Source organism: Bacillus sp. cl95, assembly GCF_900115925.1.
Taxonomy (GTDB): domain Bacteria; phylum Bacillota; class Bacilli; order Bacillales; family Cytobacillaceae; genus Neobacillus_A.
The window spans coordinates 23,312-34,809 of sequence record NZ_FOYF01000013.1; the positions used below are offsets into that span (position 1 = coordinate 23,312).

Annotated in this window: 12 protein-coding genes; 11 read left to right on the plus strand and 1 reads right to left on the minus strand. The window is 37.3% G+C overall.

Annotated features, from left to right (window positions below):
• Window positions 1-27 precede the first annotated feature (27 nt).
• The 11 genes from BMZ31_RS19520 (at window position 28) to BMZ31_RS19575 (ending at window position 11,277) form a co-directional block, all read left to right on the plus strand.
• Window positions 28-627 carry a YpjP family protein gene (locus BMZ31_RS19520; protein ID WP_090833595.1) on the plus strand — a complete coding sequence of 200 codons (600 nt, stop codon included), beginning with the start codon at window positions 28-30 and terminating at the stop codon, window positions 625-627.
• A gap of 107 nt (window positions 628-734) precedes the next feature.
• Window positions 735-1,316, plus strand: a complete 582-nt coding sequence (locus BMZ31_RS19525) for a TerD family protein (RefSeq protein ID WP_090833596.1) — start codon at window positions 735-737, stop codon at window positions 1,314-1,316.
• 112 nt (window positions 1,317-1,428) lie between these two features.
• Window positions 1,429-2,205 carry a TerC family protein gene (locus tag BMZ31_RS19530; RefSeq protein ID WP_090833597.1) on the plus strand — a complete coding sequence of 259 codons (777 nt, stop codon included), beginning with the start codon at window positions 1,429-1,431 and terminating at the stop codon, window positions 2,203-2,205.
• Window positions 2,206-2,287: 82 nt separating this feature from the next.
• Window positions 2,288-3,484: an HpcH/HpaI aldolase/citrate lyase family protein gene (locus BMZ31_RS19535; RefSeq protein WP_090833598.1), complete on the plus strand. Its 1,197-nt coding sequence runs from the start codon at window positions 2,288-2,290 to the stop codon at window positions 3,482-3,484.
• Window positions 3,426-4,817: a phosphoribosyltransferase family protein gene (locus BMZ31_RS19540; protein ID WP_175478186.1), complete on the plus strand. Its 1,392-nt coding sequence runs from the start codon at window positions 3,426-3,428 to the stop codon at window positions 4,815-4,817. The genes BMZ31_RS19535 and BMZ31_RS19540 overlap by 59 nt, the downstream gene beginning before the upstream one ends.
• Window positions 4,810-5,931, plus strand: coding sequence for a cysteine protease StiP family protein (locus BMZ31_RS19545; protein ID WP_175478187.1), 1,122 nt, complete (start codon window positions 4,810-4,812; stop codon window positions 5,929-5,931). The genes BMZ31_RS19540 and BMZ31_RS19545 overlap by 8 nt, the downstream gene beginning before the upstream one ends.
• The gene (locus BMZ31_RS19550) at window positions 5,928-6,731 is read left to right on the plus strand and encodes an HAD family hydrolase (protein ID WP_090833599.1); all 804 of its coding nucleotides are present in this window, start codon (window positions 5,928-5,930) and stop codon (window positions 6,729-6,731) included. The genes BMZ31_RS19545 and BMZ31_RS19550 overlap by 4 nt, the downstream gene beginning before the upstream one ends.
• Window positions 6,732-7,218: 487 nt before the next feature.
• On the plus strand, window positions 7,219-8,856 hold the full coding sequence (locus BMZ31_RS19560; RefSeq protein WP_090833601.1) for a YceG family protein: 1,638 nt from the start codon (window positions 7,219-7,221) through the stop codon (window positions 8,854-8,856).
• Between the two features lie 13 nt (window positions 8,857-8,869).
• Window positions 8,870-9,955 carry a toxic anion resistance protein gene (locus BMZ31_RS19565; protein WP_090833606.1) on the plus strand — a complete coding sequence of 362 codons (1,086 nt, stop codon included), beginning with the start codon at window positions 8,870-8,872 and terminating at the stop codon, window positions 9,953-9,955.
• 65 nt (window positions 9,956-10,020) lie between these two features.
• Window positions 10,021-10,629 (plus strand): TerD family protein, encoded by a 609-nt coding sequence (locus BMZ31_RS19570; protein ID WP_090833602.1) that lies wholly within the window; start codon window positions 10,021-10,023, stop codon window positions 10,627-10,629.
• Between the two features lie 69 nt (window positions 10,630-10,698).
• Window positions 10,699-11,277, plus strand: coding sequence for a TerD family protein (locus BMZ31_RS19575; protein WP_090833603.1), 579 nt, complete (start codon window positions 10,699-10,701; stop codon window positions 11,275-11,277).
• A gap of 61 nt (window positions 11,278-11,338) precedes the next feature.
• Here BMZ31_RS19575 and BMZ31_RS19580 read toward each other — a convergent pair.
• A partial coding sequence (locus tag BMZ31_RS19580; protein ID WP_139205987.1) for an IS3 family transposase occupies window positions 11,339-11,498 on the minus strand: 160 nt, incomplete at its 5' end.

Genomic DNA, 11,498 nt, shown 5'->3' on the forward strand with positions numbered 1-11,498 from the left:
ATGATAGGGATTAAAGGGGGGAAAAGCTTGAATAAGTGGCTGCGTAAATCCTTCGTTGTCATGGTTTCGGTTTTGACATTCGGTCTCATAACCCCGCAATTGGACATATTCGATGGACGAGTTAATGCGGACCCTTCAAAAGGAAGCGAAGCATTTGAAAACGTATCATCAGCCATTGTAGATGACAAAACTAGGTTAGAAAGTCATTCGGGGCAGACTGATAAGCAGAAATTCATTGAAGAAACGATGAAAATGGCAGAAGCACAGGCTTACCAAAAGTTTGGTTCCAAAATCAAGCCTGTCATTGAAAATGAATTCAAAGATGTAATATTGCCGAATATCCAATTGGCTTTAGAGGATGTTTCGCTTCAGTTTCCTGAAGAGGAACTAACTCATTTGGCAATAACAGAAAGACCGGGATCAGGTGTTTCTGAAAAAATTTTCCATGTTGTAAACTCTAAAACCTCGGAAGATATCATTCGCTTTCATGTCAGAAGGGATCATCCTCCACAGCAGGGGTACTGGTTTAATTTCCACTACCATACGATTTTTGACCAATATCAAAAACATCATCATTTAGGATCAATTTATTGGGACAAAAATACACCTCCAAAATGGATGGCATAAGTCGAATTTCGATTTTATTCGATATTAATATTATTTTTGAAGTTTTTTTGAAACTTTTTACGGGAAAACTCGTAAATAGATTATCACACAAAATGGAGGTATGAAAAATGGCAGTGAGTTTATCAAAAGGTCAGAAAGTAGATTTAACAAAAACGAATCCTGGTTTAAGCAAAGTTGTTGTAGGTCTTGGCTGGGATACAAATAAGTATGACGGTGGTCATGACTTTGATTTGGATTCTTCTGTTTTTCTTTTAGCTGACAATGGAAAAGTTGCATCTGATAGCGACTTTATTTTCTACAACAATCCTTCAGGTGGCAATGGAGCTGTAGTACATACAGGTGATAACCGTACTGGTGCTGGCGATGGAGACGATGAGCAAGTTAACGTTGATCTTTCAAATGTTCCTGCAAATGTTCAACGGATTACTTTTACAATTACGATTCACGATGCAGAAACGAGAAGCCAAAACTTCGGTCAAGTATCGAATGCGTATGCTCGTATTTTTAATGAAGAATCTGGTGAAGAACTTATCCGCTTCGACCTTGGAGAAGATTTTTCTATTGAGACGGCTATCGTAGTAGGTGAATTATATCGTCATAATGGTGAGTGGAAGTTTAGTGCTATCGGAAGCGGATATCAAGGTGGGTTAGCTGCTTTAGCAACAGACTTCGGTTTACAAGTCGGTTAATAACAATATTTGCACATTTTAGTTTATAAAGAGGCGGTAAAACCTTTTAAGTATATGGTTTTACCGCCATTTTATGAGATTAATTTTTTTGAATTTGGGAGGAACATTCAGCATGACAATTTTGCAAGGTATCATCGATACGTATTCTCAATTTTTTGATTGGGATATGTGGGTAAGAGTATTATCAGATCCTGTTAGCTGGGGTCTTATTGGAACACTTGTTATTTTGGAAGGTTTGCTTTCTGCGGACAATGCACTCGTTTTAGCTGTAATGGTAAAACATTTGCCAGAAGAAAAACGAAGAAAGGCACTTTTCTATGGATTGTTAGGAGCTTATATTTTCCGATTTATTGCAATTGGTCTTGGAGTATTCCTCATCAAACTATGGTGGGTTAAAGTATTGGGAGCGGGTTACCTCGCTTGGCTATCCATTAAATACTTTATCGACAAGAAAAAGGCGGCTGAATCCGATGATAATGAAGTAGAAGGCATGAATCAAAGTGGTTTATTGATTCGTCTTTTCGGAACATTCTGGGGTACGGTTGCTGCAGTAGAAATCATGGACATTGCTTTCTCCGTTGATAGTGTTTTAGCTGCATTTGGAGTCAGTCAAGAAGTTTGGGTGCTATTGCTTGGCGGTATGTTGGGAGTTCTAATGATGCGAGGAGTTGCTGGTGTATTCCTTAAGTTGATTGACAGTGTTCCTGAACTTGAAACCACTGCGTATATTTTGATTGCTATTATTGCCGTGAAAATGTTCTTAGGAGTATTTGGCATTCATATTGACCATATTTATTTCTTCCTTCTATTACTTATTACTTTTGTTGCAACATTCGTTATTCACTACATGAATAAGAAGAAAGCAGCAGAAAAAGAAGGGAATATCTAGATTAGTAATGAAAGAAGGGAACAGACCAGTGTCTGTCTCCCTTCTTTTTTAGCATACTTTTGAGCAAAGGAGTTTGCCACAAATGAAGTTTTTCTCATATATTCCTGAAGAGGAAATGGATCAGATTTTTTATCAAAAACCAAGTAACTTTAACAAATATACTGATCGTGAACTCCTAGCATATGCCTTGGGGGCTACTCTCTATATGCCTGGTACAAAGTTGGGAATACACAGTGATATTATCACAGGTAAGCATAAAGGTTTAACTTCCTTAGTCATTGACCTTGAAGATGCGGTCGGAGATACAGAGGTAGCTTCGGCTGAAGAGAATCTTATTGAAGAACTTTATAAATTATATAGCGCCACATTAAACGGTACAGTACAAAAAGAGGACTTGCCCTTAATTTTTATTAGGATTAGGCACCATGAACAATTTCTGAAGGTAACAGAGCAACTTGGAGATGCAATCAATATCTTAACCGGTGTTGTGTTGCCAAAGTTTGAAGCTATTACAGGTAGGGAACTATTAAAGGCTGTCCGGAAATTATCTCATAATGGCTGTCCGTTTTATGCTATGCCGATCTTAGAAACTAATCGTGTCATACAAAAGGAAACGCGCATTACAGAGTTAATGGAAATTAAAGAAGTGTTGGATGAGTATAGGGATTATGTATTAAATGTTCGTATTGGCGCAACCGATTTCAGTGGTCTATACGGAATCCGTCGCGGAGCAGATACGACCGTTTATGAAATATCTGTTATTAGAGATTGTATTTCAGATATTATCAATGTCTTTTTAAGAGCGGAAAGTCCATATGTAATCTCCGGTCCCGTTTGGGAGTATTTTTCTTCAAAAGAAAGAATCTTAAAACCTCAACTTAGACAAACCCCTTTTAGACAACGATATGGTCAAGAGGGCTTAAAATTTAGAAATGAATTAATCGATTGTCACATGGATGGACTTATGCAGGAAGTAATTATGGATATTGCCAACGGTTTAACTGGAAAGACGGTTATTCACCCTACTCATATCAAAGCTGTACAAGCTCTTAATGTCATTTCTTTCGAAGAATATACCGATGCCAAAACCATTATCGAGAGTGCAAGTGGTGAAATAGGCGTTTTAAAGAGTGAATTTTCAAATAAAATGAACGAAATTAAGCCTCACTTATATTGGGCTACGAAAATTATGATGAAATCAAAACTATACGGGGTGTTACATGACGAATTCACAAACATTGACCTCCTTAAGGAAGAAACACTCGTATCAAATTCTTGATTCCTTAAGGGTTGAGGTTAAAATTTCTGAAAATCCTTATAATTTACAAATTGATGACTTATTTACTATGGCGGCTCGAATCAACAAGAGACGTTCGTTTTTGTTTGTAAGTAAGGTTCTTGGAAAACATCTTCCAATTGTGCCGGCAAAAGGGTTGCTAACAGCAGCGCTTTTAGGAGCAAGATATTTGGAAGTTGTAAAAAATGAAGTTACTTCTGGCAAAAAGAGCTTAATAGAATTGTTTAATGAAAATAAACTAGATTACAAGCCCAAAGCGTTCGTTGGTTCTGAATATAATCCTGTCGTTATTGGTTTTGCCGAGACAGCCACTGCTTTAGGGCACTCCTTCTTTGACTGTTTTAAGAAAGGGGACTTCTTTCATACAACTCGTGAACAATTGCCATTACAGGAAGCGGTGATCACTTTTGAAGAGGAGCATTCTCATGCAACTTCACACCGGTGCTATGTTCCTGAAAGCCTAATCAATAACAATCGTGAAATCATACTTGTTGATGATGAAGTAACAACGGGGAAAACCGCTTTGAACATCATCCGATCCATTCATTCTCAATTTCCACGATCTCAATACACATTGGTTTCTATACTTGATTGGCGCTCCTTAGAAGACCGCAATCAATTTGTACTTCTTGAAAAAGAACTAGGTATCGAAGTACACTGTGTTAGCTTAATCTCTGGGGATTTCAAAATTGAAGAAACATCATTCCATGAAGAGGAAAAGAATGAAAATTCTAATCCAACATCTTTCAAATTGGTGCCTGAAACGGTTTATTTAGAAAAAGAACTCCCAGATTTGTATGAGAACATAAATACACCTAACGTTACTTTGGATGGAGTCCAAAAAGACGTAAGCTATCTAAAAGAAACAGGAAGATTTGGACTGGATTCAAATGAAAATGTTTTCTTACATGAGAAAATCTTTACGTCAGGTAAGTTACTAAGAAAGAAACGCACTGGGAATAAAACGCTCTGTTTAGGTACAGGAGAGTTCATGTATTTACCAATGCGCATTGCAGCGGAGATGGGAAGTGGAACTTTCTATCAATCTACGACAAGAAGCCCCGTTTATATTAAAGATAAAGTGGATTATGGAGCGAGATACGGTCTTTCATTCCCTAATCCTGAGGATCATCTAGTCCCACATTTTGTTTATAATATACCGCCTAATGGATATGATGAAATTTTTCTTTTCTTTGAGAGGGAAGTAAGTAATGAAGATATTCAACCATTATTAACACATTTGGCAACTTTAAAGATTAGCAATGTGAAAGTTGTTTTTTTCACTGGAAAAGATAGGAGTGGTGGTTATGAATAGTGCAATCAATCAGCCGGCTAAAATTGGCAGCTATAGTGCCGAAGATGTTGTATTCTTACTTAAAGATTTAAGTGAAGTTGAACTTGAGGGAACTACTGAAAAACGTGAAAAGGAAGTTCAATCAGGCAGGCATTATAGTGAGACACTCCCGATTGAATACCAGCCGCCAGAAGAATATGTAGAACTATTTTGGAAGACGTTGCATGATTATAAAACAAAAGTGGCCTTATGCGTGGGGATCGTTTCTGAGCAAATCTATCGTTTAAAAGGCAACAATACAGTCCTTGTATCATTGGCGCGAGCAGGTACGCCTGTTGGAATTCTTATAAAGAGATATATAAAGCAAAGATATAACGTAGTGCTTCCTCATTACAGTGTTTCTATTATTAGAGACCGTGGAATCGACGTGAATGCATTGAAATTCATTTTGGATGAACATCCAAACTGTCAAATTCAGTTCGTTGACGGGTGGACGGGAAAAGGTGCAATTTCAATTGAGTTAACAAAGGCATGTCATGATTATAAGCAAGAATACGGTATTCAACTCGATGATACTTTGGCTGTCATTGCAGACCCAGGTTATTGTACAACTCTTTTTGGAACCAGAGAAGATTTCCTCATTCCGAGTGCTTGTCTGAATTCAACGGTGTCAGGACTTGTCTCTAGAACAGTTTTGAATGATCTCTATATAGGAGAAGATGATTTTCACGGAGCAAAATATTATCATAATTTAACAGATATCGATGTATCCAATGAATATATCGATCTGATAACAAATGAATTTCAAGGGATTTTTGAAGAAGCTGAGGGGCAGGCATCTGAATTTTTCAATAGTGAGATTACAACAGGGTTTCAAGGAATGGAAGATGTGAAAAGAATTCAGACTGAATTTCACATAGATAATACTCATTTCATCAAACCTGGAGTTGGAGAAACAACGCGAGTTCTATTGCGTAGGGTGCCAGAAAAAATTCTTATGAGAGATCCGAATAGTCCTTACGTGAAGCACATATTGATGCTCGCACATGAAAAGGGTGTTGAAGTAGTTCCGTATCAAAATATGAGCTACCATTGTTGTGGAATTATCAAATCACTTAAGGGGTCTTCAGAATGATCTTTGCTTCTGATTTAGATCGAACTCTTATATATTCTAAACGAGCGATTGAGGATCTTGACAATTTGCAAGAATTCTCATCTCTTGTACCTGTAGAAATGAAGGACGGTATGCCGGTTTCATATATGACAAGTCAATCCTTTGATTCACTTAAACTTCTACATGAATCTGTTCTTTTTGTACCGATAACCACTCGGACGTCTGAGCAATTTAAAAGAATAACGCTCTTTAGTGAGCAGATGCCTGTACGCTACGCAGTGACTTCAAACGGTGCAAATATATTATTAGACGGGCAAGTTGATCAAGAGTGGAAAGAACAAATCACCCGTCAATTAAATTGTGAAACAATGGTTCAAGAGGAATTTATTCAGCATCTGTTAAATGAAGGATTGGAATTTAAAGGTCATTTAAAATATGCCGAGAATTTATTCTTTTACTATATCCTTGATGAAAGAATCACACTTAAAGAGAAGTCACGTATCGGTGAAAAAATAGCGCACTTAGGCTGGAGGACGTCCCTACAAGGAAAGAAACTCTACTTTATTCCAAAATGCATCAATAAAGGGGCAGCTCTCAAATATATCCAAGAAAAATCAGGGATAAAAACCATGGCAGGTGCAGGAGATTCCATTCTTGACTTTGATTTCCTGCAGTATTGTTCGCAAAGGTTTGTTCCGAAGCACGGAGAACTAGCTGCCGAGGGGAATCTTGAGGGCTTTACCATTACCAAAGCAAAAGGATTAAAAGCAGGAGAAGAAATTGCGAATCATTTAGCTTCACAGGTTTTACTTAATACTTGAGGACTTTCTCTTCAGAAAAAAGGAAATTAGTAAATAAGCGGAAGAGCTAGTCGCGTAAATGATAGCAAACGTCATAATACTCACTGTTACGGTTTGTAACGGTGAGGAAACAAGCAATGTGAAAATGATGCTATACCAAATCAAATCAAAAAAGATAAATTTGTCTGCAATCAGACTTTCCTGTACAAGATTCAAATCTGAATGCATTTGTTCTATGCGTGGTCTTTTATAAGTAGTTCTCAAGACAGTCACCTTCTTTTACTGACTGGTCAAAGCTCAAGACTTATTTGCCTTTCTTCAACTACTTATCTATATGAATCTACAGGATAAAGGGTGAAGACTGTGTTTTCGAAAAAAATGGAACCTTTCTCATTTTGTTTCGTATAAACAAATGTACCTTAAAATCAATTATGATATGATGGTAATAAGCTTACATAAAATGCTAAAACCATTCACAACTTTCGCTCCTAGAGGGAAGGGATATAAAATGTACCAATCATATAAAAAATTAAATGTTAAGACATTAAGTGTTACCAATGAGAACTGGTTAAGCATCCTTAAAATGAAACTTCCGGATCGTTCAGAGTATAGGGTGGAGGATAATCATTTTTATTTTGGTAGAGTTGCCTGTAAGTTTTTGGGACTACCTCTTGATAAAGATGAGTATTATAACCACTTATTTGAGTATGTGCACGATGAAACTTTAAATCTGCACCTCTTATCTGAAGAATCACTCAATAAGTCAATGGATAATCGGAAGTTTCAAGCAATCCAAAAAGTATTGAATTTATTAAATGAACAAAAGTTGTCTATCAATCGTTTCGTTGCATTTCTTGACGGAGAACAGCTCTTGATCAAACATGAGTCACCTACCATCCATCGTAGAATTCGAGAAAGCATGATTGAAATGCTTGACTATTTTACAGCTAAGGAAAAAGACGGGTTAAATAACCCTGAATTTCGAAGAGTTATTGTCGACGTATTAAAGTGGTCATTCAATCATCTTGAGGATTTGCTCATAAAGTTAGATTTAACTCAAGAACAGCCCAAATTTCTATGGTACGGAGATTTTAAGAAAAGTCATTATTATTTTCTTTTTTTTATTATGAAGTTTGGTTGCGATCTTGTTGTTTTTCATCCTGGAGGAAAAGATCCACTTGATGGATTTGTTGAAGAAAATCTCTTTACCTATCACCTAGGCAGTACAGGTGAAGTGGAGGCTTTTCCTAAGAAGAAACGTACAAGAGTAACAACTGTCGCCTATCGTGCCTCAAGAGAGATTGAGACCATTCTCAACCACGAGGGTTCAGGCTTATATAAGCCTTGGCAATTAAGAGATTATTCGCCTTCAGCACTAACCTTAAAGACCACTTATGATGAGTTGTTTATTCTTGCAAAAGAAATTGCTATGATAAGACCGGATTTTGAAGTGAAAGATGGTAAAGTCTACATTCCTTCCCTTTTCTCTAAAGTTCAAGGTGTTAGCAAAGATCGAAAAGAATATTGGGAGAGAATGCATAGTATTGGGTCTCTCGAACATGCTCTAGTCATCAGGCACTTTCCTTTCTCTATTCAAACATCAAATGACTTCCGCTTCCATTATAGAGATGCATTAGATCGTGATGGTTGTCTCATTGTGGAAAAAATGATGCAGGCAAATTATTGGAAGTATTCGCATTTGCCATCGGGGTTGCAAAAGGGAATAGGTAATGCTATTCGAAGTCTTTGTGAAACTCCTCCTTTAAAAAAGAACCCTGGAGAAAGTATGGATGAATTAAAGACTTATATTTTCAGTCAATCCATGCAAATTTCAAATAGTCTGCTCAAGCTAATGCAGCAATTCGATTATTCCCAGGAAGTTCCCAAGGTGGTCATTTATAATAATGATAACACTGGCGTCATGATAAGGTCGGATGCTGTAATGCTGGCATTATTAAATAGGTTTGGACTGGATATCGTTATCTATAATCCTGCTGGACATAACGACATTGAAAATTACCTAGAAGAGAGATGCTTCGACACACATTGGCTAGAAGACATTGTTTTTGACCAGGAATATAGAGAACCTTCCTCTTCAAAAAAAGGATGGCTTCAAGGGCTCATTAAGAACATAAGGAGAGATTGAAGTGCTTAACGAAATGCAAACAAATACCAACACTTACTCAAATCCTGTAGATAAATTAACTGAAACGAAAGTTACAGATATCAAACTAGCTTTAAAGAGTGAACCAGAAGTATTGAATTTGGCCCGTTCAATCGATGAAAGGGATCAAATTCAAATTTTGGAATTCGGTAAAGAACCAGCTGTTCAAATTTCTAGATTTTCTGATCAAATCCTGAGCAATATGCGTACAACAAAAGTTGAAGACTCAGGGGAGCTTTTAAAACAACTTGGCAAGATCATGGATAGGTTTGACAGTAAGGACTTTCAACAAAAGTCAGGAGGTCTTTTTAATAAGCTTTTTAAAAAAGGTGAAAAAGTTGTAGAAAAGCTGTTTGGTAAATACCAAACAATGGGAAGTGAGATTGATAAGGTCTACATAGAAATCTCAAAGTATCAACACGAAATGGTTGATTCAACGCAGATGCTAGAACAAATGTATGAACAAAATTATCAATATTACTTAACACTCGAAAAATACGTTGTTGCAGGTGAAATGAAAGCGGAAGAATTAAAGACACAACAACTTCCTCAACTAGAAGCAAAAGCTGCGGCTGGTGATCAATTAGCTTCCATGCAGCTAGATACGTTAAGGAATGCGATTGAACTTCTTGAACAACGTATTTATGATCTTGAAATGGCTAAGATGGTTTCCCTTCAAACTGCACCGCAAATTCGTTTGCTTCAGCGCGGAAATACAAAGCTCATTGGAAAAATCAATTCTGCATTTGTAACAACTATTCCTATCTTCAAGAACGGTCTCATTCAAGCAGTTGCAGCAAAAAGGCAAAAGCTTGTGGCAGATTCAATGAGTGAGCTTGATCGTCGTACTAACGAAATGCTCGTGAGAAATGCTCAAAATATTGCCCAACAGAGTACAGATATCGCTAGGCTTGCTGGCGGACCAAGTATTAAGATTGAAACCATTGAAGAAACATGGAACATTATCATAAAAGGTATGCAGGAAACAAAGGCAATTGAAGATGAAAATAAACGTTTGCGTGTTGAAGGTACGAAGCGACTTGAACAACTTCAAGAAAACTTTAAGAAAATGAAGCAATAAGGTATCACCTTATTGATCATGATAAAACTCGTAACAAACAAAATAATTAGATGAGGTGAATGATTTTGGCTATCAATTTACAAAAAGGACAAAGAGTCGATCTTACAAAAGGTAATCCAGGCTTATCAAAAATCATGGTAGGCTTAGGTTGGGATCCAGTTAAAAGCGGCGGAGGCGGCTTACTTGGCGGTTTATTTGGTGGCGGAGGCGGAGCAAATGTTGATTGTGATGCATCCGTAATCATGGTTGGGGAAAATGATAAAATCCGTGGAAATAGCGATGTTATCTATTTTGGTAACTTAAAGAGCAGCTGTGGAAGCGTACAACATTCTGGAGATAATTTAACAGGTGCTGGAGATGGCGATGACGAGCAAGTATTTGTTGAACTTAATCGCGTTCCTTCACATGTTCAGAAACTGGTTTTTGTTGTAAATATTTATGACTGCGTAAAGCGTAAACAACATTTTGGAATGATTCAAAATGCCTTTATCCGCATCGTAAATCCAACGAATAACCAAGAGCTTATTCATTATAACTTAACGGATAACTATAGTGGTCAAACAAGCTTAGTTGTTGGTGAATTGTATCGCCACGGTTCAGATTGGAAGTTCGCAGCAGTTGGAACAGGAACGATGGCAGCAAGCTTAAGTGAAATGGTTCGTTCTTATTCTTAAATATTAATTTAACATAGCTAAATTTTTGATTCAAAACTGATTATCGCAACAAAGTGGGGGGAGTAAGTGATGAGTATCAATTTATCAAAAGGTCAAAGAATTGATCTTACCAAAACGAACCCGGGCTTGACGAAGGTCATAGTTGGGCTTGGTTGGGATACAAACCGTTATGACGGTGGGAAAGACTTTGATTTGGATGCTTCAGCGTTTCTAACAGATGCGAATGGAAAGGTAGTAGAGGACAGCGACTTTATCTTCTACAACAATCTTGTTCATTCTTCAGGCGGTGTTGAGCATACAGGTGATAATCGTACGGGTGAAGGCGACGGGGACGATGAACAGATTAAAGTGGATTTCAGCAAAGTCCCTTCACGAGTTCATCGCATTGCCATTACAGTTACGATTCATGATGCTGAATTAAGAAATCAAAATTTTGGGCAGGTAGCAAATGCATTTGCACGTGTTGTCAACGAAGAGACTGGCCAGGAGATTTTAAAGTTTGATCTTGGAGAAGATTTTTCTGTTGAGACGGCTGTTGTAATCTGTGAGCTGTATCGACATAATGGTGAGTGGAAGTTCAACGCTGTCGGAAGTGGTTTTTCTGGTGGATTGGCCGCACTTTGCCGAAACTTTGGTTTACAAGTATAATTCGAAATCAAAAAGCCACCGTTCAATTTTGAATTGACCCAATAAAGTTAGACAAAAAGTTTTAAGCTGCTTTCAAGACCTGAGTCCGGTATTCGACTGGACTTAGGTCTTTTAATTTTGCCTTCATTCGTTTGTGATTGTAATAATAAATATATTCTTCTAATTCTCGTTCGAAATGCTCTATATTCTCAAATTCTTGTAAGTAGAGTAGTTCAGACTTT

Excerpts from the sequence above, each read along its gene's own strand:
- BMZ31_RS19575 (WP_090833603.1), top strand. The coding sequence starts at position 10,699 with ATGAGTATCAATTTATCAAAAGGTCAAAGAATTGATCTTACCAAAACG.
- BMZ31_RS19550 (WP_090833599.1), top strand. The coding sequence starts at position 5,928 with ATGATCTTTGCTTCTGATTTAGATCGAACTCTTATATATTCTAAACGA.
- BMZ31_RS19535 (WP_090833598.1), top strand. The coding sequence starts at position 2,288 with ATGAAGTTTTTCTCATATATTCCTGAAGAGGAAATGGATCAGATTTTT.
- BMZ31_RS19530 (WP_090833597.1), top strand. The coding sequence starts at position 1,429 with ATGACAATTTTGCAAGGTATCATCGATACGTATTCTCAATTTTTTGAT.
- BMZ31_RS19565 (WP_090833606.1), top strand. The coding sequence starts at position 8,870 with ATGCAAACAAATACCAACACTTACTCAAATCCTGTAGATAAATTAACT.
- BMZ31_RS19545 (WP_175478187.1), top strand. The coding sequence starts at position 4,810 with ATGAATAGTGCAATCAATCAGCCGGCTAAAATTGGCAGCTATAGTGCC.
- BMZ31_RS19540 (WP_175478186.1), top strand. The coding sequence starts at position 3,426 with ATGACGAATTCACAAACATTGACCTCCTTAAGGAAGAAACACTCGTAT.
- BMZ31_RS19525 (WP_090833596.1), top strand. The coding sequence starts at position 735 with ATGGCAGTGAGTTTATCAAAAGGTCAGAAAGTAGATTTAACAAAAACG.
- BMZ31_RS19560 (WP_090833601.1), top strand. The coding sequence starts at position 7,219 with ATGTACCAATCATATAAAAAATTAAATGTTAAGACATTAAGTGTTACC.